Source organism: Klebsiella sp. M041 (assembly GCF_059759695.1).
The window spans coordinates 17,960-38,664 of record NZ_JCAXWU010000013.1 but is presented as its reverse complement, the minus strand read 5'-3'; the positions used below and the strand labels follow the sequence as shown (position 1 = coordinate 38,664).

18 protein-coding genes are annotated in these 20,705 nt (G+C 62.3%); 9 read left to right on the top strand and 9 right to left on the bottom strand.

Going from position 1 to position 20,705, the window contains the following annotated elements:
* Positions 1–2: 2 nt before the first annotated feature.
* On the bottom strand, positions 3–605 hold the full coding sequence (locus tag AC6CWS_RS17625; protein WP_065882621.1) for a helix-turn-helix domain-containing protein: 603 nt from the start codon (positions 603–605) through the stop codon (positions 3–5).
* Between the two features lie 43 nt (positions 606–648).
* On the opposite strand from AC6CWS_RS17625, the gene AC6CWS_RS17620 reads away from it, so the two are divergent.
* Positions 649–1,356, top strand: a complete 708-nt coding sequence (locus AC6CWS_RS17620; protein ID WP_080901671.1) for a B3/B4 domain-containing protein — start codon at positions 649–651, stop codon at positions 1,354–1,356.
* A gap of 85 nt (positions 1,357–1,441) precedes the next feature.
* The gene (gene rlmG / locus AC6CWS_RS17615; protein ID WP_023291080.1) at positions 1,442–2,572 is read left to right on the top strand and encodes a 23S rRNA (guanine(1835)-N(2))-methyltransferase RlmG; all 1,131 of its coding nucleotides are present in this window, start codon (positions 1,442–1,444) and stop codon (positions 2,570–2,572) included.
* 110 nt (positions 2,573–2,682) lie between these two features.
* Here the strand turns inward: rlmG and AC6CWS_RS17610 are convergent, their stop codons facing one another.
* From AC6CWS_RS17610 to lsrR, 3 genes are all read right to left on the bottom strand, one after another.
* A complete protein-coding gene (locus AC6CWS_RS17610; RefSeq protein ID WP_065882623.1) occupies positions 2,683–4,704 on the bottom strand; it encodes an NADPH-dependent 2,4-dienoyl-CoA reductase in 2,022 nt (673 codons plus the stop codon).
* A gap of 219 nt (positions 4,705–4,923) precedes the next feature.
* Positions 4,924–6,522 (bottom strand): autoinducer-2 kinase, encoded by a 1,599-nt coding sequence (gene lsrK, locus AC6CWS_RS17605; protein WP_023291078.1) that lies wholly within the window; start codon positions 6,520–6,522, stop codon positions 4,924–4,926.
* Between the two features lie 37 nt (positions 6,523–6,559).
* A complete protein-coding gene (gene lsrR, locus AC6CWS_RS17600; RefSeq protein WP_004206105.1) occupies positions 6,560–7,531 on the bottom strand; it encodes a transcriptional regulator LsrR in 972 nt (323 codons plus the stop codon).
* A gap of 218 nt (positions 7,532–7,749) precedes the next feature.
* Here lsrR and lsrA point away from each other — a divergent pair, with 218 nt between their 5' ends.
* The 6 genes from lsrA to lsrG are packed head-to-tail and all read left to right on the top strand — an operon-like array spanning position 7,750 to position 13,480.
* Positions 7,750–9,237, top strand: a complete 1,488-nt coding sequence (gene lsrA / locus AC6CWS_RS17595; protein ID WP_065882624.1) for an autoinducer 2 ABC transporter ATP-binding protein LsrA — start codon at positions 7,750–7,752, stop codon at positions 9,235–9,237.
* Entirely contained in the window at positions 9,234–10,268 is a 1,035-nt protein-coding gene (gene lsrC, locus AC6CWS_RS17590) for an autoinducer 2 ABC transporter permease LsrC (RefSeq protein ID WP_065882625.1), read from the top strand. The genes lsrA and lsrC overlap by 4 nt, the downstream gene beginning before the upstream one ends.
* Positions 10,269–11,267: an autoinducer 2 ABC transporter permease LsrD gene (gene lsrD, locus AC6CWS_RS17585; RefSeq protein ID WP_048335373.1), complete on the top strand. Its 999-nt coding sequence runs from the start codon at positions 10,269–10,271 to the stop codon at positions 11,265–11,267.
* A 7-nt stretch (positions 11,268–11,274) separates the two neighbouring features.
* Positions 11,275–12,288 (top strand): autoinducer 2 ABC transporter substrate-binding protein LsrB, encoded by a 1,014-nt coding sequence (gene lsrB, locus AC6CWS_RS17580; protein WP_064155346.1) that lies wholly within the window; start codon positions 11,275–11,277, stop codon positions 12,286–12,288.
* An 11-nt stretch (positions 12,289–12,299) separates the two neighbouring features.
* Positions 12,300–13,187: a 3-hydroxy-5-phosphonooxypentane-2,4-dione thiolase gene (gene lsrF, locus AC6CWS_RS17575; protein WP_023291072.1), complete on the top strand. Its 888-nt coding sequence runs from the start codon at positions 12,300–12,302 to the stop codon at positions 13,185–13,187.
* Positions 13,184–13,480, top strand: coding sequence for a (4S)-4-hydroxy-5-phosphonooxypentane-2,3-dione isomerase (lsrG, locus tag AC6CWS_RS17570; RefSeq protein WP_004181386.1), 297 nt, complete (start codon positions 13,184–13,186; stop codon positions 13,478–13,480). Before lsrF ends, lsrG begins: the two co-directional genes overlap by 4 nt.
* Before the next feature lie 70 nt (positions 13,481–13,550).
* Here the strand turns inward: lsrG and ygjG are convergent, their stop codons facing one another.
* The gene (gene ygjG, locus AC6CWS_RS17565; protein ID WP_023291071.1) at positions 13,551–14,930 is read right to left on the bottom strand and encodes a putrescine aminotransferase; all 1,380 of its coding nucleotides are present in this window, start codon (positions 14,928–14,930) and stop codon (positions 13,551–13,553) included.
* 257 nt (positions 14,931–15,187) lie between these two features.
* Positions 15,188–15,742: a PadR family transcriptional regulator gene (locus tag AC6CWS_RS17560; protein ID WP_023291070.1), complete on the bottom strand. Its 555-nt coding sequence runs from the start codon at positions 15,740–15,742 to the stop codon at positions 15,188–15,190.
* Between the two features lie 238 nt (positions 15,743–15,980).
* On the opposite strand from AC6CWS_RS17560, the gene AC6CWS_RS17555 reads away from it, so the two are divergent.
* Entirely contained in the window at positions 15,981–16,757 is a 777-nt protein-coding gene (locus AC6CWS_RS17555; protein ID WP_074442618.1) for a siderophore-interacting protein, read from the top strand.
* A 154-nt stretch (positions 16,758–16,911) separates the two neighbouring features.
* On the opposite strand, the gene AC6CWS_RS17550 is transcribed toward AC6CWS_RS17555, so the two are convergent.
* The 3 genes from AC6CWS_RS17550 to dhaL all read right to left on the bottom strand — a co-directional run bounded on the left by AC6CWS_RS17550 (position 16,912) and on the right by dhaL (position 20,700).
* Entirely contained in the window at positions 16,912–18,561 is a 1,650-nt protein-coding gene (locus AC6CWS_RS17550; RefSeq protein ID WP_048298371.1) for a glycerone kinase, read from the bottom strand.
* 74 nt (positions 18,562–18,635) lie between these two features.
* Positions 18,636–20,057: a dihydroxyacetone kinase phosphoryl donor subunit DhaM gene (gene dhaM, locus AC6CWS_RS17545; protein WP_065882627.1), complete on the bottom strand. Its 1,422-nt coding sequence runs from the start codon at positions 20,055–20,057 to the stop codon at positions 18,636–18,638.
* Between the two features lie 10 nt (positions 20,058–20,067).
* Positions 20,068–20,700 carry a dihydroxyacetone kinase subunit DhaL gene (gene dhaL, locus AC6CWS_RS17540; RefSeq protein ID WP_017899726.1) on the bottom strand — a complete coding sequence of 211 codons (633 nt, stop codon included), beginning with the start codon at positions 20,698–20,700 and terminating at the stop codon, positions 20,068–20,070.
* Positions 20,701–20,705 lie beyond the last annotated feature (5 nt).

The window sequence follows — 20,705 nt, the reverse complement described above, 5'->3', positions numbered from 1 at the left end:
TGTCAGGAGGGCAGTTCAGCCACGGTCATGGTAAAGACCAGCGGCGCGGGCCCCGCATTCCGGTACCCATGCTCTGTTTCGGTACGGGCCACCGCGGATTCCCCGGCCGCCACCGTGCGGCAGGTCTCGCCAAGCGTCAGCGTCAGCGCGCCGGCTTCCACGTGCAGCAGCTCGAAGGTCGTCGCCGGATGGCCGGGCGAGGTAAAGGCTTCGCCGGGCTGCATCTCCCAGCGCCACAGCTCTATCATATTCGGCCCGGCGGTACCGGCGAGGAGCCTGGCGCTGCCCCCCAGCGGGCCTTGCCAGAGGGTGGGGATCTGCTCGGCGGGAATAATATGCAACGCGGGTTCGCTAGCCACATTGACAATATCCGCCACCGAGACGCCCAGCGCGGCGGCGAGTTTGCAGAGGATCGCAATGCTGGGGTTGGCGGCCTCTTTTTCCATCTCGACCAGCATGCCTTTGCTGATGCTGGCCCGGCGCGACAGCTCGTCCAGCGACATTTTTTTCGCTTTACGGTAGGCCTTCAGCCGCGTGGCGAGGGCGCGACTTACCTGGTCGACATCAGATCCTGAATCGGTCGTTATATTGACTTTTACGTTCATTGGTCACTATGATGAAACAAATTGGTCATTACAGGATTATCGAATGCGTAGCGTAACGCCGTCAATCGAATCTGCGGTCAGCCGCCTGGCGCCGGGCTTTCGGGCATTAAGTATTGTGGTGGAGAGCGCGCCGGTGGCCAATCCCGCCGTCGCGGAACAGGCGCTGGCCGAGGCCTGCCTGGCGGTGCAGCAGGATGATGTGCCCTGGGCGCAAGCGCACCTGGCGGCATGGGATGAAGCGTTCAGCGCCTTCGGCGCGAAGGCGAAACGTACCCCCTGTTCGGCGCAGGCGCTGCGCAAGCGGGTGCTGAAAGAGGGGAGCCTGCCGGCCATCGATCCGGTGGTGGATATCTACAACGCGATCAGCATTCGCTATGCCATCCCGGTCGGTGGGGAAAATCTGGCCTCCTACCGTGGCGAACCGCGGCTGGCCATTGCCCGCGGCGATGAGCCATTCGATACGCTAAAATCGGCAGAGCCGGTGGTGGAATATCCGGAGCCGGGCGAAGTCATCTGGCGGGATGATATAGGCGTAACCTGCCGACGCTGGAACTGGCGGCAGGGCGTACGCACCCGGCTGGACAGCGGCGCGCAGACGATGTGGTTTATTCTCGAAAGCCTGCCGGCGATGCCGTTGTCGGCCCTGCATGAGGCGGGAGAGCGGCTGGTAGGCTATCTGCAGCAGCTGATGCCCGGCGCCCGCGCCTCGATAACGCTGCTGCGAGCCGATGACGAGGGCGATCTACGCTGAGCGGCGATGATCAGCGATCTCTCTTCAACTGGACAGGATTTGCGTATAAACTCGCGGGTTTTACTATTCCGGAGGCGGAGAGGCGATGAGCCAGGCAGAGTTAAACGGTGAGTTATTCACATTAGAGCGGTTCCCACCTAACGCTGAAGAAGAAGCGCTTCAGGCGTGGGAAGCGGCGGATGAATATCTGCTGCAACAGGTGAATGACGTCGACGGCCTGACGCTCATCTTCAACGACGGCTTCGGCGCGCTCGCCTGCGCGCTGGCGGAACGCAACCCGGTGAGCATCAACGACTCCTTTATCTCCGAGCTGGCGACCCGCCACAACCTGCGGATGAACGGCATTGATGAAGAGAGTGTGCGTTTTCAGGATAGCCTGAGCCCGCTGCCGGCCGCGCCGGCGCTGGTGCTGATTAAGGTGCCAAAGCAGCTGGCGCTGCTGGAACAGCAGCTGCGCGCCCTGCGCGCAGTGGTGACGCCGGAAACCCGCATTATCGCCGCGGCGAAAGCGCGCGATGTGCATAACTCGACGCTGGCGCTGTTTGAAAAGATCCTCGGCACCACCACCACCTCGCTGGCGTGGAAAAAAGCGCGTCTGATCCACTGCGTTTTCACCGCCCCTGAGCTTGCCGACGCGCCGCAAACCTACAGCTGGAAGCTGGACGGCACGCCGTGGACCATCCACAACCATGCCAACGTCTTTGCCCGCAGCGGTCTGGATATCGGCGCGCGCTTCTTCCTGCAGCATTTACCGTCTGATTTAGAAGGCGAGATCGCCGATCTCGGCTGCGGCAACGGAGTGATAGGCCTGCAGGCGCTGGCGCAGAACCCCCATGCCCGCGTGATGTTCACCGATGAGTCGCACATGGCGGTGGCTTCCAGCCGGTTGAACGTTGAGCACAACCTGCCGGACGATATTGACCGTTGTGAATTTATGGTCAACAACTCGCTCTCCGGCATTGAGCCGGACCGCTTTACGGCGATCCTGTGCAATCCGCCGTTCCACCAGCAGCACGCCATTACCGACCATATCGCCTGGCAGATGTTTAACGACGCCCGCCGCAGCCTGAAATACGGCGGCGAGCTGTACGTCGTCGGCAACCGTCATCTCGACTACTTCCGTAAGCTGAAGCGCGCTTTCGGTAATTGCACGACGATTGCGACGAACAATAAGTTTGTCATTTTGAAAGCAACGAAGGTGCGTAAGCAGCGCTGATTCATTTTGTTGTTTTCCCCCCGGCTTGCGGCTGTCGCCTTAGCCGGGCTACCGTTCGGGATTATCGTGGTAGCCCGGGGAAGGCGCATCGCGCCGCCCCCGGGACACGGCTAAATCGCCAGGGCCAGCTTCGTGCCCTGGGCAATCGCCCGGCGCGCATCCAGCTCCGCCGCCACGTCGCAGCCGCCGATCAAATGCACCGTTTTTCCCGCCGCGCGCAGCGGATCCGCCAGTTCACGGCGCGGCTCCTGACCGGCGCAGATCACGACATGATCCACCGCCAGCAGCTGGCGCTCGCCGCCGATCGTCACGTGTAATCCCTCATCATCGATCTTCTCATAGCTGACCGCCGGGATCATTTTCACGCCGCGCGCCAGCAGCGTGGCGCGGTGGATCCAGCCGGTGGTTTTGCCGAGCCCGTCGCCCGGTTTGCTCGCCTTGCGCTGCAGCATCACAATCTGTCGCGGGCTTTGACTCAGCTGCGGGCCTTCCGGATGCAGCCCGCCCGCCGTCCGCAGGCTGGTATCGATACCCCATTCGCGACAGAACTCGCCGATATCCTGGCTGGTGGCGACCCCCGACTGGCTTAAATACATCGCGGTGTCGAAGCCGATGCCGCCGCAGCCGATAATCGCCACCTTCGCGCCAACCGGCGCTTTATCGCGTAAGACATCCAGGTAGCTGAGCACCTTGGGATGATCGATCCCGACGATCGCCGGCAGGCGCGGGGCGATGCCGGTGGCGAGGATCGTCTCATCGAACGCCAGCAGATCGTCTGCCGTGACGCGGGTGTTCAGACGTAGATCGACGCCGTTAAGATCGAGCATTCTACGGTAGTAGCGCAGGGTTTCATAAAACTCCTCTTTGCCGGGGATCTGTTTGGCGATATTAAACTGGCCGCCGATCTCCGGGAGGGCATCGAACAACGTGACGTGATGACCGCGGGCGGCGGCGTTAACCGCGAAGGCCAGACCGGCAGGCCCGGCGCCGACCACCGCCAGCCGCTTAGGGGCGTTGGCAGGCAGGACCGGCATCAGGGTTTCATGGCAGGCGCGCGGGTTGACCAGACAGGAGGTGACTTTGCCGACGAAGATCCGATCGAGACACGCCTGGTTGCAGCCGATGCAGGTGTTGATCTCATCGGCGCGATCGCTCTGCGCTTTCGACATAAATTCGGTATCGGCAAGGAACGGGCGGGCCATTGAGACCATGTCGGCATCGCCGCGGGCGAGGATCGCCTCCGCGACCTGCGGATCGTTGATGCGGTTGGTGGTGATCAGCGGGATCGACACCGCGCCCTTCAGTTTGCGGGTGACCCAGCTAAAGGCGCCGCGCGGTACCGGAGTGGCGATGGTCGGAATGCGCGCTTCGTGCCAGCCGATGCCGGTGTTGATGATCGTCGCCCCCGCCGCCTCGATGGCTTTGGCCAGCGCGGTGACTTCCGCCAGCGTGCTGCCGTCGTTAACCAGATCGAGCATCGACAGACGGTAGATGATAATGAAATCGTGACCGGCGCGCTGGCGCACGGCCTTGACCACTTCAACGGCGAAACGCATCCGGCGCGCGTAATCGCCGCCCCATTGATCGTTGCGCTGGTTAGTGCGCGCGGCGAGGAATTCGTTAATCAGATAGCCCTCAGAGCCCATCACCTCCACGCCGTCATAGCCTGCTTCCCGCGCCAGCTGGGCGCAGTGGGCAAAATCATCGATCAGCGTGAGGATCTCGTCGTGGCTCAGCTCATGAGGGGTGAACCGGTTAATCGGCGCCTGCAGAGGAGAGGGGGCGACCAGCGCGGGCTGGTAGCTGTAGCGCCCGGTGTGCAGGATCTGCAGGGCGATTTTACCGCCTTCCTGATGTACCGCATCGGTGATCTGGCGATGATGCGCCAGATGGCTGACATCGTTGAGTACCGCGCCGCCGGCCATGGTCACCCCGGACGGGGCGGGCGCGATGCCGCCGGTGACGATCAGCGCCACGCCGTGCCGCGCGCGCTCGGCGTAAAAGGCCGCTAACCGTTGCGAGCCGTCGGGCAGTTCTTCCAGACCGGTATGCATGGAGCCCATCAACACGCGGTTTTTGAGGGTGGTGAAGCCCAGCTCAAGCGGGGCGAAAAGCGACGGATAGCGGCTCATAATGGCTTCCAATGTAAAATTATTGTTATGTGGTCGGATGAGTTACTAATTTAGCCGTCGTGAAGAAAAAGGGAAAAGGGGAGTGCGGTGATTGTGATGGGATTCAAAGAACGGCGAAGCGTTGCACCTCACCCCGGCCCTCTCCCAAAGGGAGAGGGGCGAGCGGGCACTGAAAATCAGGCTTCGCGCTGAACGGTCCCCTCTTCCTCAGGGAGAGGTTTAGGGGGAGGGGGAAGACACAGCGCGCTGGCGGCGTTCGAGGCCCGGCGCCTGCCACATCGACGTTGTCAGCCCGCTATCGACAAGACCAAGCTGATCGGCATATACCGACTGCCATTTGCTCATCATCTCCTGATACAGCTCGCGATGCTGCGGATTAGGGGTGAACTCGCGGTGCCAGCTCACTAACTTTTCTCCGGCGCTGGCCATGTCGCCGTACAGCCCGGCGCCAGCGCCGGCGGCGATGGCGCAGCCGAGGGCGGTGGCTTCGCGGACCACCGGCACCCGCACCGGCAGGCCGGTGACGTCGCTGAGGATCTGGCTCCACAGCGCTCCCTTCGAGCCGCCGCCGGCAAACACCAGGCTATCGAAAGTCACCCCAGAAAACTGCGATATCTGCGCCAGGTTGCAGGCGGAGACAATCGCCGCGTTCTCCTCCAGGGCGCGGAACAGAGTGGCTTTATTGCACTTCTCCGGATCGATGGAGAGGTTAATAAACGACGGCGCGGCGTGGTACCACTGCTTAAAGTGCATGGCGTCGGAAAAAATAGGCATCACGCCGTGGGAACCGGCGGGTACGCGGCTGGCCATCTCCTCCAGCAGCGAATAGGCATCGACGCCGAGGCGCTCGGCAATCAGCTTTTCTTCAGCGCAGAAGGCGTCGCGGAACCAGCGCATGGTCAGGCCGGTAAAAAAGCTGATGGACTCCGCCTGCGCCATGCCGGGAATGACGTGAGGGTTAACGCGAATATTCATCTGCGGGTCGGTGCGCACCTGCGGCAGATTCACCACCTGCTGCCAGAAGGTGCCGCCGAGCACTGCGCTTTGTCCGGCGCGCACCACCCCGAGCCCCAGGCAGCCGAGCTGCACGTCGCCGCCGCCCATCACCACCGGCGTCCCGGCGCGCAGGCCGCTCTGCTGGGCCGCCGCTTCGGTGACGGCGCCCAGCAGCGTGCCGGTCTCTTTCACCGGCGACAGCATATCGGCGCGCAGCCCGGCCATATCCAGCAGCGCCGGACGCCAGTCGCGGCTGAACAGATCGAGCATGCCGGTGGTGCCCGCGTTTGACGGGTCGACCGCCAGCTCGCCGGAAAGCTTCGCCGCCAGCCAGTCGCTGATCATGGTGATGGTCGCCGCCTTGCGGTAGATATCGGGCCGATGGTGCGCCAGCCACAGCAGGCGCGGCATCGCGCTGAGCGCCAGCGTTTGCCCGGAGACCTCGTACACCTCGGATTCAAAACGATAGTCGTGGATCTCTTTAAGCTCCGCGACTTCGCGGCTGGCGCGGGCATCAACGTTGGCGCAGGCCCAGATGGCCTCGCCGTTGCGGTCATAGAGGACGATCCCTTCGCGCATCGAACAGCAGGCGACGGACTGAATATCGGCGGGAGAGAGCCGGGCGGCGTCGAGCGCCTGGCGAATGCACTGGCAGGCCAGCTGCCAGTTGGTGGTAAGGTCGAACTCCATCGAGCCGGGGACGTTATCGACGCTCAGGTGTTTCCATTCGGCCTGGCCCACCGCCAGCTGGCGGCCATTGAGATCGAAAATGACCGCCCGAATGCTGCCGGTCCCGGCATCTAACGCTAACAGGTAACTCATGACATGCGCCTCGCTGTTGTCACGCGGCGCCGGGCCTTCAGGAGGCCAGCGCGAGCACCGCGCGTGCTGTTGTCTCTTCCGTTACCAGGCCATTAATCCGCTTGCCAATCAGAGCGGCATGAATCGCCTGCGCTTTTTGTTCTCCTCCGGCGACGCCGACGATGGTCGGCAGCTGCGCCAGCTCATCCAGGGTCACGCCGAGCAGTTCCCGATGGATCTCCAGCCCCTCTACCGGCCGGCCGTCGGCCTGCAGGAAATAACCTAAAATGTCGCCGACCGCCCCTTTGCGGGCGTACATCAGCTGTTCGCCCTCGCTGATATAGCCGGAGCGCAGAATGGTCGCGTCGCGCCGCTGATCGATAGCGCCAATGCCAACCACCGCCGCGTCCGCCGCCGTCGCCGCCAGCATCACATCGCGCACGCTGGATTCGCGGCGCAGGATTTCGGCGACCTCCGCCGACGAGACCCGCAGCGGCGCCGGAATAATGCTCACGCTGCAGGCGGCATCCAGCTGACCGATGCCGGTCATATAGGGGCCGACGCCGCCGGAGAGGGTCACCAGCCGCACCTGCTGCGAGCCGATAAAGCCGCTGAGATGCTGCAGGCAGCTCATGGTGGCTTCGCCGAAGCCGACCGCCAGCAGCTGTCCCGGTTGCAGAATCCCCATCAGCGACTGCGCCGCGCCGATCCCCAGCCGGGTATTCATCGGCGGGGTGTTGAGCGCCGGCAGCACGCGAGCAATCTTGAGGCCAAAGCGCTGCTGGAGTTCGCTTTCCAGCGCCAGACAGCCTTCATAGCGCGAGTTGATCTGCACGCGGATCACCCCGGACTGGCGACCCTTCTCCAGCAGGCGGGAAATCTTCAGCCGCGGCAGCCCCAAACGCTCGCCGATGTCGTTTTGCGTCAGGCCGTCGTGGTAGTAACACCACGCCACCCGCGCCACCAGCTCTTCCTCGGCTAACGCCAGCCCGGCGTAGCGATGGTCTTCCGTAATGCGTTTTTCGCTCATAAATTGAACTCTTATAAAAATTTAGATCATATGTTCGCTATTGCGCGGCCGGAAAGTGTGAGCCGACTGGCAAAACGGATCTTTCCTCTCTGGCCCCTTTTTTCCGGACGATCTAAAGCGCCAAACTGTGATCTTCGCACGGTTGTAAATATAGTTCACCGTCTACGCTTTTGAACATTATTAAATTTAAAAATCATTTGTTCAAACGAGGCGCGACGATGAAGCCACTGCTTGAAGCTCGCCAGATCCGCAAACAGTTCTCCGGCGTTGCCGTGCTGAAGGGCATCGACTTTACGCTATGCGCGGGCCAGGTGCATGCGCTGATGGGGGGCAACGGCGCGGGTAAATCGACGCTGATGAAGATCATCGCCGGCGTCGAAACCCCGGATAGCGGTGAACTGACGATCGGCGAACGCGCGTTTGCGCGCCTTAACCCGGCGCTGGCCCACCAGCTGGGCATCTATCTGGTGCCGCAGGAGCCGATGCTGTTTCCCAACCTCAGTGTGCGCGAGAACATTCTCTTTCGTCTGCCGAAGCGGGCGGATACCGCCGCGCGGCTACAGCAAAAACTGCAGCAGCTGAACTGCCAGATCAACCTGGACGCCAGCGCCAGCACGCTTGAGGTAGCCGATCAACAGATGGTCGAGATCCTGCGCGGCCTGATGCGCGAGGCGCGGATCCTGATCCTTGATGAACCCACCGCCTCTTTAACGCCGGGCGAAACGGAAAGGTTGTTTCAGCAGATCCGGGCATTGCAGGGGCTTGGCGTGGGGATCGTCTTTATCTCGCACAAACTGCCGGAAATCCGCCAGCTTGCCAGCCATGTGTCGGTGATGCGCGATGGGGCGGTAGTGCTCAGCGGCGAAACGGCGGGCTACGGCGACCAGCAGCTTATCAGCGCCATGACGCCGGCCAGCCGCGACCATGCGCTGAGCGACACGCAAAAGCTGTGGCTGGCGCTGCCGGGCAACCGCCGCACCCAGGCGCAGGATTTTCCCGTTCTGCGGGTGGAGGATCTCACTGGCGAAGGTTTTATCGATCTCAGTCTGGAGATCCGCGCCGGGGAGATCGTCGGCCTCGCCGGGCTGGTGGGATCCGGGCGCACCGAATTTGCTGAAACCTTATACGGCCTGCGTCCGCCGCGCGCCGGGCGGATCTGGCTGGAGAACCGCGAGATTAGTCAGGAGAGCACCCGCGCCAGGCTGGGCAGCGGGCTGGTCTATCTGCCCGAAGACCGCCAGGTCTCCGGGCTGTTTCTCGATGCGCCGGTGCGCTGGAACACGGTGATGTTCAATCAGCCGTCGTGGTGGCAGCAGGGGAAACGGGAGGCGGCGGTGGTCGAACGCTATCACCGGGCGCTGGGGATCAAGCTGGCCGATGGCGATCAGCCGGTGCGTACCCTCTCCGGCGGCAACCAGCAGAAGGTGCTGCTGGCGCGCTGTCTGGAGGCTAACCCGCTGCTGTTGATTGTCGATGAACCGACGCGCGGCGTGGATGTCTCCGCCCGCGCCGATATCTATCAGTTGCTGAAAAGCGTTGCCGCGCAAAATGTGGCGGTGCTGATGATCTCCAGCGATCTGGATGAGTTCGTTGGCCTGGCCGACCGGGTGTTGGTGATGCATCAGGGCCGCTACAGCGGCGAGCTGGCGCGGCAGGCGGTGACCGTCGATCGCATGATGACCCTGGCCTTTGGAGGGCAGGCATGAAAACGTTACTCAAGAATCGCGAACTGAGCGCCTTCTTCGCCATCGTGGCGCTGTTTGCCGTGCTGGTGGCGCTCAATCCGGCCTATTTCAGCCTGCAGACGCTGGCGATGATTTTCGCCAGCTCGCAAATCCTGTGCCTGCTGGCGCTGGGGGCAACGCTGGTGATGCTGACCCGCAATATCGACGTGTCGGTGGGCTCCACCGTTGGCCTGAGCGCCATCGCCGTTGGGGTGGCGCTGAACAACGGCTACGGGCTGGCGACGGCGATCGCCTTCGCGCTGGCGATTGGCGCGCTGGCCGGGGCTTTTAACGGCCTGCTGGTGGTGGGGCTGCGCATTCCGGCGATCGTCGCCACCCTCGGCACGCTGGGGTTGTATCGCGGGGTGATGTTGCTGTGGACCGGCGGGAAATGGATCGAAGGCTTGCCCGATAGCCTGAAATCGCTCTCGGAGCCGCTGTTTATCGGCGTCTCGCCGCTGGGCTGGCTGGTGCTGGCGCTGCTGCTGGCGGGCGCATGGCTGCTGTCGAGCACCGCCTCCGGGCGTGATTTCTATGCCGTTGGCGATAACCTCGCCGCTGCCCGCCAGCTGGGCGTGGCGGTCAACCGCACGCGGATGCTGGCCTTTACCCTCAACGGTATGCTGGCGGCCTGCGCCGGGATCGTCTTCGCCGCGCAGATTGGCTTTGTGCCCAATCAGACCGGCAGCGGCCTGGAGATGAAAGCCATCGCCGCCTGCGTGCTGGGCGGGATTTCGCTGCTCGGCGGCACCGGCACCCTGCTCGGCGCGTTTTTCGGCGCCTTCTTCCTCACCCAAATCGACACCGTGCTGGTGCTGTTCCGCCTTCCCGCCTGGTGGAATGACTTTATCGCCGGCCTGGTCCTGCTCGGGGTGCTGGTCCTTGATGGCCGCCTGCGCCAGGCGCTGACCCGCCATCAGCGGGCGCTGAAGTACAGCCGTTTCCAGCCCGGCAACAAAGGGGGCAAACAGGTAGCCCGCTTTCCCGAACGCAAAAGCAAAGAGGTGGCGTAAATGAAGCTGAAGCTTAACTGGGAAAGCGCGCTGCTGGCGTTGTTAGTCGTGGAAATCCTGCTGTTCGGCGCGCTGAATCCGCGCATGCTGGATCTCAATATGCTGCTCTTTAGCACCAGCGACTTTATCTGCATCGGCATCGTCGCGCTGCCGCTGACGCTGGTGATCATCAGCGGCGGGATCGATATTTCGCTGGGCTCGACCATCGGCCTGTGCGCCATCGCCCTCGGGGTGATGACCCAGGCGGGCTGGCCGCTGTGGCTGGCGGTGTCGCTGACGTTGCTGCTGGGGCTGCTGTGCGGGTTAATCAACGCCGCGCTGATCCACTACACCGGCATCAGCCCGCTGGTGATCACCCTCGGGACGCTGTATCTGTACGGCGGCGGCGCGCTGCTGCTTTCCGGCATGGCCGGCGCCACCGGCTATGAAGGGATCGGCGGCTTTCCCGACAGCTTCACCGCCTTCGCCAATTTAACCCTGGGCGGGCTGCCGCTGCCGCTGGTGCTGTTCGCGGTTATCACCTTTCTCTTCTGGCTGCTGGCCCATCGCGGGCGCTTTGGCCGCCATCTTTTTTTACTCGGGCAAAACCCGCGCGCCGCCCGCTATGCCGCGCTGTCGGTCAACGGCATCCCATATGTGCTGTATGGCCTGGTGGGCGTGGCGTCGGCAGTGGCGGCGCTGGTGATGGTCTCCTATTTTGGCTCGGCGCGTTCGGATTTAGGCCGTGATCTGCTGATGCCGGCGCTGACCGCGGCGGTGCTCGGCGGGGCCAATATTTACGGCGGCTCGGGATCGATACTGGGTACCGCGCTGGCGGCATTGCTGGTGGGGTATCTGCAACAGGGTTTACAGATGGTCGGCATCCCCAACCAGGTGTCGAGCGCGCTGTCAGGGGCGCTGTTGGTTGTGGTGGTGATGGGGCGTTCGCTGAGCCTGCACCGTGAATGGGTGCGCGCGACCTGGCGGCGTCTTTTCTCGCGTAAAACAATCGGAGCATAAACATACGATGAAAACCAAACGAATCCTCCAGACGAGCGTCCTGGCGCTGGCGTTAAGCGTGGCAACCGCCCAGGCGGCGGACCGCATCGCCTTTATACCTAAGCTGGTCGGTGTGGGCTTCTTTACCAGCGGCGGCAACGGCGCGAAAGAGGCGGGGAAAGCGCTGGGCGTGGATGTCACCTATGACGGCCCCACCGAGCCCAGCGTCTCCGGCCAGGTGCAGCTGATCAACAACTTCGTCAACCAGGGCTACAACGCGATTATCGTCTCCGCCGTCTCGCCGGACGGCCTGTGTCCGGCGCTGAAGCGGGCGATGCAGCGCGGGGTGAAGGTCCTGACCTGGGATTCCGATACCAAACCGGAGTGCCGCAGCATCTATATCAATCAGGGCACCCCGCAGCAGCTCGGCGGCCTGCTGGTGGAGATGGCGGAAAAGCAGGTGACCAGGCCCGCTGCCAAAGTGGCGTTTTTCTACTCCAGCCCGACGGTGACCGACCAGAACCAGTGGGTGAAGGAAGCCAAAGCCAAAATCGAAAAAGAACATCCGCAGTGGCAAATCGTCACCACCCAGTTTGGCTATAACGATGCCACCAAATCGCTGCAAACTGCCGAGGGGATCTTAAAAGCGTATCCCGATCTTGACGCCATTATCGCGCCGGATGCCAATGCCCTGCCGGCGGCGGCGCAGGCGGCGGAAAACCTCAAGCGCCAGGGCGTGGCGATCGTCGGCTTTAGTACCCCCAACGTGATGCGCCCGTACGTGGAGCGCGGCACGGTGAAAGCCTTTGGCCTGTGGGATGTGGTTCAGCAGGGCAAAATTGCGGTTAACGTCGCCGATCGTCTGCTGAAAAAGGGCGATCTTAACGTCGGCGACAGCGTTGAGGTGAAAGATATCGGCTCGCTGAAGGTCGAACCGAACAGCGTGCAGGGCTACCAGTATGAGGCGAAGGGCAACGGTATCGTGCTGCTGCCGGAGCGCGTGGTGTTCAGCAAAGAGAACATCAATAACTACGACTTCTGACGGAGGATGAGATGGCTGATTTAGACGATATCAAAGAGGGCAAGGACTTCGGCCTCGACCGCCCGCAGCAGAACACGCTGTATACCCTGAAAGGCTGCGGCTCGCTGGACTGGGGCATGCAGTCGCGGCTGGCGCGCATTTTTAATCCGCACAGCAACCGCACGGTCATGCTGGCCTTCGATCATGGTTACTTCCAGGGACCCACCACCGGGCTGGAGCGCATCGATCTCTCTATCGCGCCGCTGTTCGAGGAAACCGACGTGCTGATGTGCACCCGCGGCGTACTGCGCAGTCAGGTGCCGGCCGCGACCAACAAACCGGTGGTGCTGCGCGCCTCCGGCGGCAACTCGATCCTCAGCGAACTTTCCAACGAGTGCGTGGCGGTGGCGATGGAAGATGCGCTGCGCCTGAACGTCTGCGCAGTGGCGGCGCAGGTCTATATCGGCAGCCAATACGAACATCAGTCGATCAACAACATCATCAAACTGGTGGACGCCGGCAACCGCTACGGTATGCCGGTACTGGCGGTGACCGGCGTCGGCAAAGAGATGACCCGCGATGCGCGCTACTTCTCGCTGGCCAGCCGGATTGCCGCCGAAATGGGGGCGCAGTTTGTGAAGACCTATTTCGTTGAGGAAGGCTTTGAAAAAGTGACCGCCAGCTGCCCGGTGCCGATCGTCATCGCCGGGGGGAAAAAGCTGCCGGAGCATGAGGCGCTGGAGATGTGCTGGCGGGCGATCGACCAGGGGGCGTCCGGGGTGGATATGGGGCGCAATATCTTCCAGTCCAGCGCCCCGCGCGCAATGCTGAAGGCGGTGAAAAAGGTGGTGCATGAGAATCTGAACGCGCGCGAAGCGTACCAGTTCTGGCAGGAAGAGAAACAGGGAGAGCGGAAATGAATGTGACGCTGGTGGAGATCAATATCAAACCCGAGCGGGTGGATGAGTTTCTCGAGGTGTTCCGCGCCAACCACGAAGGGGCGCTGCGGGAGCCGGGCAACCTGCGCTTTGATGTCCTGCAGGACCCGGAGGTGAAGACCCGCTTTTTTATCTACGAAGCCTATAAAGACGATGAGGCGGTGCTGGCGCATAAGAAGACCCCGCACTATTTAGCCTGCGTCGAAAAGCTGGAAGAGATGATGTCGCAGCCGCGGCAGAAGCGCAGCTTTATCGGCCTGCTACCGCAGGTGTGAGGGAAATCCAGAGCAGAAGATAATCCCGGTCCTCTTCCATTGGGAGAGGACCGGGGGGAGGGGCAGTTTATTACGCCTCTTCAACCGAGACGCGCAGGGCCGCCAGCGCCTTACGCGCCGCCTTCAGCACCTGCTCGCACTGCTCAAGGGTGAGCGTCAGCGGCGGTTCAACGCGGATCGTCTTGGCGTTATTTAACGTCCCGGCGACCAGCACCCGCTGTCTGAACATCTCGCTGGCAAAGTCGTAGCCAATCTCGTTATCGACAAACTCGATGGCCATCAGCATGCCTTTCCCGCGCACTTCATTCACCAGGTCCGGATACTCCTGCGCCAGCAGGCGGAAACCGTCCAGCAGCATATCGCCTTTCTGCGCCGCCTGCGCCGGCAGGTTTTGCGTCAACAGCACGTTGATGGTCGCCAGCGCCGCCGCACAGGCCAGCGGGTTGCCGCCGAAGGTCGTGGTGTGCAGGAACGGGTTGTCGAACAGCACCGAGAAGACCTCTTCCGTCGCCACCGTCGCGCCGATCGGCATCACGCCGCCGCCGAGCGCTTTCGCCAGACACAGAATGTCGGGCTGAACGTTCTCATGCTCGCAGGCGAACATCTTGCCAGTGCGGCCCATGCCGGTCTGCACTTCGTCGAGGATCAGCAGGGCGCCAAACTCGTCGCACAGCTTACGCACCGCCGGCAAATACCCCGTCGGCGGCAGGATCACGCCCCCTTCGCCCTGAATCGGCTCAAGGATCACCGCCGCGACGTCGTCGCCGGTTTTCTTGCACTCGCTCAGCATGGTGCGCATGGCGTTGATATCGCCGAACGGCACATGGCGGAAGCCCGGCAGCAGCGGCATAAACGGTTTGCGGAAAGTCGACTTGGCGGTGGCCGACAGCGCGCCCAGCGATTTGCCATGGAAGGCGCCGCTGGTGGCGATGAAGGTGAATTTACCGCGCGGCGACTGATAGGCTTTCGCCAGCTTGATGGCCGCCTCTACCGATTCGGTACCGCTGTTGCAGAAGAAGCTGTACTTCAGTTTGCCGGGCGTTAAGGCCGCCAGGGTTTTCGCCAGCATCGCGCGTAGCGGATCCAGCAGTTCCTGGCTGTGAAGCGGTTGTTTCGCGAGTTGATTCTCGACGGCGGATACCACAACTGGATTACGGTGCCCTACATTGAAGATGCCAAACCCGCCAAGGCAGTCGATAAACTCCTGTCCCTGGGTGTCGACAAGCGTATTTAACCCTCCCGCTTGCCACTCTACGGCTCCGTAATCCCCGCCGGCTGTGACCGATTTTCGATACTCTAAAAACCCCGGATTCACATGCTCTTTAAAGTATTCTCTGACCTCCTGGTTAAGTGCTTTCATTTCCTCATGGTCAAGCGTGCGCTTTTCAATGAGATTCAGTGCGTGTGCGCTGCAGGCCAGAGCCGATGCGCTGGAAGGTAACCTGTTCAAAATGTGCTCCTGGGGCGGACGTATCACACGATACTGGATTAAGTATTGCAGGGATTACGCCAGTTCGGCAGAAGCGGTGAAAATCGGGATAAATGCAAAGTAAAAGACGAAATGTGTAAAATTTAATCTCATGGCGCCATTATTGGCACGTTTTATTCCTGAGCTGACGAGATTTTCTGCCTTGCGGCGTTGAGCGGCACGATCCGTCGTGGTGCGGGCTGCCCCAGCGCGGGGCAGCCGATGGTGAGAAAGGAGGCTTAGTCGAGCTGGGAGATCTCCATCGCCGCCCGGTCGATAATGCCGATGATCTGCTTGAGCTGGGCGGCGCTGCTGGCCTGCTGGTTCACTTTCAGGTCGAGGACCGCTTTGAAATTCTCCAGCGCGCGCTTCATCTGCGGATCGCGGCGCAGCTCGCAGCCGACCATCCGCGCCTGCAGACGCTCCTGGATATGGGCCAGATGCTCCTGGTTCTCCGCGTGCAGCTGTTTCCCCTCTTCGCTGATGACGATTTTTTTGCGTCCGTTGTCGTCTTCCACGCTGATGAGACCCTGGTCCTGGAGCAGATCCAGCGTCGGGTAGATCACCCCCGGGCTGGGACTGTAGTTCCCCTGGGTGAGGGTTTCGATCTCTTTGATCAGCTCATAGCCGTGGCTGGCGCTGCGGCTGAGGATGTCCAGAATAATCAGCCGCAGTTCGCCGTGGCCAAAGAAACGCTGGCGACGTCCGCCGCCGCGACGGCCATGGTCGCCGTGTTCGCTGGGGTCACCGTGGCGCCCGCGCGGCCCACGCCCGTCTTCATGATGATGTCGCATGGTTACCTCCTGCTATGTTTTGATATATCTAATTTATATCTAAAAAATGAATTCTCGCAATGCTGGTTGTGATTTATTTTTTAATTTGTTGATATTTATCTGTTTATTTTTGATTCTGGAATTTTAATGCGGTTTGTTTTGACTATATCAAAAAAAGACTTGCATTCTTTTTAGATGGCAATCATTATCATTTGCATCGAGTTTAGATATATCTATTTACTGTTCACGAAGGCGATCGATGATGACAAAAACCAAAGCAGACAAGTACCCGCAGCGTGTCCGCAATGAGCTGCGTTTCCGTGAGCTGACGGTGCTGCGCGTGGAGCGCGCAGGCGCGGCTTTCCAGCGCATCGTGCTGGGAGGCGAGGCGCTGGAAGGTTTCGTTTCCCGCGGCTTTGACGACCACACCAAGCTTTTCTTCCCGGAGCCGGGCGCGGCGTTTGCCCCGCCGCAGGTGACCGAGGAGGGGATTGACTGGGGCGAGGGCGTGCGGCCTGCTACCCGCGACTATACGCCGCTGTACGATGCCGAACGCCATGAGCTGGCGTACGACTTCTTTATCCACGACGGCGGAATCGCCAGCCGCTGGGCGCTGGAGGCAAAAGTGGGCGATAAGCTGGTGATCGGCGGTCCGCGCGGCTCGCTGGTGGTGCCGGAGGATTACGCCTGGCAACTGTATGTCTGCGATGAGTCCGGTATGCCGGCGCTGCGTCGTCGTCTGCTGGGTTTGCGTCAGCTGGCGGTGACGCCGCAGGTGACGGCCATCGTCACTATCGCCGATGCGTCATATAAAGATTATCTGGCGGATCTCGACGGCTTTAACATCGAGTGGGTGGTGGGCCACCATCCGGCGTTCGTCGCCGAGCGTCTGGCGCAGGTGAAGGTGCCGGCGGAGGATTATTTCATCTGGCTGACCGGCGAAGGCGCGGTGGTGAAATCGCTGCTGGCGCGCTTTGAGGATGAGAGCATCGATCAGCAGCTGGTGCGCTCGCAGGCGTACTGGCACAGCAAGTAAAAAGCCATCGTGGTCAAACCCGGATAGCGGCGCATAGCGTCTTATCCGGGCTATCCGCGGTGCCGTTTTTGTCGGGTGGCGGCTAACGCCTTACCCGACCTGCCTTTTGGCGGTGGGACGTTGCCCCGGTAAGCGCAGCGCCACCGGGGGAAGTTTATCGTTCCGCCAGCGCTTTAAACACCATCGCCACCGCGTGGGCGCCGGGGTCCATGTTGCCGAGCAGGCTGTCGCTATTGAGATAGGACGCTCGTCCGGCGCCGGCTTTGCCCGACTGGCAAGTGCGATCCGCGCCGGCCTGCGCCGCGGCAAAAGCGGCCTGCAGGTTCTCCGGTTCGGCGAGCAGCGCCGCCAGCGCTGGCTGCAGCGCGTCGATCATTGTCCGGTCGCCTTCCTCGGCGCCGCCGTAAAATTTCATCTGCTCCAGACCGGCGTTCAGCGCCTCGGCCACGCTGGCGCCGTGCCCCAGCTTCTGCCCGGCAGCGGTGAAGAAGATCGACATCAATACCCCGCTGGAGCCGCCCATCACCACCGTCAGGCGTTCGCCCGTGAGCGCGAACAGCGTGGGCAGATCGTTCAGCGGCAGCTGCTGGCGCTGCAGCAGGTCGGCAATCTCACGCGCCCCGGCGGCGAAGGTGGAGCCGGTATCGCCATCGCCCACTTTGGCATCCAGCGCGTTGAGATGGTCTTCAAGCCCGACGAGGGTGCCGGTCACCTGGGCCACGTAATCACCCACCTGCGGGTTGGCCGAAGGCGTAAAGTCGACGCGCGGGCTGGCGAGAGTGGACGGCATGATGTTAACCGTCCGCGGCTGCACCGGCCGCGGCCAGCCGGCGGTTTCCACATCCGCCAGCAGCGCTTTCTCAATACTCTCTTCCAACACGATGGCGCTCAGCGAGAAACCCTTCATATCCAGGGCCGTCACCAGCGAGGCCGGGCCAATCAGCCAGTCAACGCGCGCCTGCAGCGGCGTGTTGGCCAGTTCGCGGGTCAGGATCGCCATTTCGGCCACCGACACGCCGCCGAGGTTATTGAGCATCACCGCCAGACGGCCGGTTTCCGGCAGGGCAGCGGTCAGTTTTTCCACCATCAGGTTGACGATGTCCGCACTGTTTTGCGTGGCGATGGTGGAGGCGCCAGGTTCGCCGTGGATGCCCATTCCCAGCTCGGCGTGGCCGGCCTGATGGCGCGGCGCGCTGTCGGCCTCCTGCGGCAGATGGCAGCTGGCCAGCGCCACCCCGATGCTGGCGGTGTGGTTGGCGGCATACTGCGCTTCGCGCAGTACGGTGGCGAGATTGTAGCCGCGCTCGGCAAAATAGCCCGCCACCTTATGGACGAACAGCGTACCGGCGATGCCGCGCGGCTGTTTGTTTTCCGGCAGCGAAATGTCGTCGCCGACGATCAGCATTTCCACGTTGTAGCCGAGACGGCGCGCTTTCTCCGCCGCGAGGCCGAAGTTCAGCCGGTCGCCGGTATAGTTTTTTACGATCAGCAGGCAGCCCGCCTCGCCGGTCACCGCCTGAATGGCGGTAAGCACCGCGTCGACGCTCGGCGAGGCGAACAGATCGCCACAAACCGCGGCGGTCAGCATGCCTTTACCAATAAAGCCGACGTGCGCCGGTTCGTGGCCGGCGCCGCCGCCGGCGATCACCGCCACGTTGTTTTTATTCAGGTCGCGACGGACCACCACCCGGATCGCCGGGTCGCTCTCCAGCCGGGCGAGGTTGTTCCACGGACTGGCGATGATGGTTCCCTCAATCACATCGTTGACGAGGCTGGCGCGCTGGTTAAAAAAGAATTGAGACATAGTGGTTCCTGAAGAGTAAGCGAAAACTCACCCTCCGGAGGCAGGCCTCCGGAGCGGTAACGGACAAAGTGGATTTAGTAACGGATAAGGCGCTGGCGGCGCATATCCAGCGCGATGGGCTCGCCGGGCTGCACGCTGTTCAGCGCCTCGCCCTGCTGACATAGCCAGGCGATCCCCGCCGCGCGGGCGATAATCGCGCCGTGGGCCTGTTCGCTGCCGTCGCGCAGGCACAGGCCTTTCACGCGGCTGGCATCCAGTTGCAGGACGGCCGATGGGAACATGTTGTCAGCGATAATAATGGTCGGCTCGCCGGGCGTCGGCAGCGTTTCCTGCACGTCCTGCAGATGGCGCAGGGTGCGCTGCAGAATATCTTCGATATCGATATAGCGCGCCTGGAGATAGGGGTCATCCAGCTGGCGATACTGCTGGCTGAGCTCCATCAGCACCTGATGCCACGCCCATTCCGCCGAGCACGGCTCGGTGAGCAGACGATCGTTGGCGGCATCAAACAGATCCTCATCGTCGAGCAGGGTGTGGTGCCCGGCGAAAATCGCCGCGATATCGGCGTTAAATTTATTCTCCGCCAGCTCGGTCAGGGCAGTGAGATCCGCCAGCGTCTGGTCGATAGCCCGGCGCAGCCGCTGCTGCTCGCGGGCGACATCGGCGGCGGCCGGGCGGACCGGCTGGATCAGGGCCAGCGGATAGCGCAGCGCGATGCCTTCGACGCGTTCGGGGGCGGCCGGGGCCGCTGCCGGTTGCGCTGCAGGCGATTCGCCGAAGTTATCGGCGGCCAGCGCCTGAAACGCCGCCAGCGCCGCATCGGCCTCTGGCCCGCGGGCCAGCAGGCGCAGCTTATCGTTGCGCCGCACCTGCAGCAGGGCGATTTGGTTGAGGCTGTCCGGTTTGACGCACTTCCCGTTTTTCTCCAGCAGCAGATCGGCGTTAAAGCCCGCCAGCGCGGCGACCAGCTTCGACGCCGGACGCACGTGCAGGCCGTTGTGGTTCTGTATGACGACCGCAAGCGACTTGCTGTCGCCATCGTCGGCAAGCGTCGGCGCCGGGGCGGCGTCAGGGGTTGGCGAAGGTAAACCCAGCTGGATCCGTTTGGCCTCCAGGGCGTTCATGGCGTCGGCGATCACTTTGTCGATCCCGGCGCCGGAGGCGGCGCTGACGGTGGCCGCCAGCGTCCCCTCCACCAGCGGCGCGGCGCACAGCCGCACCTTCGCGGCAATCGCCGGATCGAGCAGGTCGAGGGCGGTTTCGGCGCTGAGCAACGCGCTGCCGATATCCATCATCACCAGCACGTGGTCGGTATCGGCGACGGATTCGATCGCTTCCATGACCTTGATCGGATCGGTGCCGATCGGGCTGTCGGGATCGTCGATCCCGGCGGCGATCGCCAGCTTGCAGCCGTCGTTGATTAACATCTGCCGGGCCAGTTCTCCGACACCTTCGCCCAGCCGGGCGCTATGAGAAACAATAACCAGGTTTACCATCGCGATTTCCTTACTCTTTGGCCGCGGCGGCCAGCATCTGCATCATAAACATCACTGACGTGGCGCCCGGATCCTGATGGCCGATGCTGCGTTCGCCAAGGTAGCTGGCGCGGCCTTTGCGCGCCTGCATGGTGATGGTGCTGTGGGCGCCGGCCTCCGCTGCTTTGCAGGCGGCATCCAGCGCGGCGGCGATCGACAGATGCTGCTCGCTGGACTGGCGCAGGGAGTCCACTACCGGCAGCCAGACGTCGCACATGGTTTTATCCCCTGGCTCCGCTTTACCGCGGTTGACGACGCCGTCCGCGCCTTCGCGGATCATCAGGTACAGTTCGTCGAGGGTCAGGCTCTGGTGGGCCTGAGTGACCTGCGCGGCGCGAATGAAGAAGGTGCCGAACAGCGGGCCGCTGGCGCCGCCGACGTTGGAGAGCAGCGTCATGCCGGTGTTTTTGAGGATAAAGCCAATATCTTTATCGGCAATCGACGGCAGCTTTTCCACCACCTTGCTGAACCCGCGGTGCATATTCAGGCCGTGGTCGGCATCGCCGATCTCTTTATCGAGGCCGGTGAGAAAATCGCTCTCTTTGGTGAAGATATCGCCGCAGCGGTACAGCCAGTCGACGATTTGCGTTCTGTTCAGTGACATGTCGT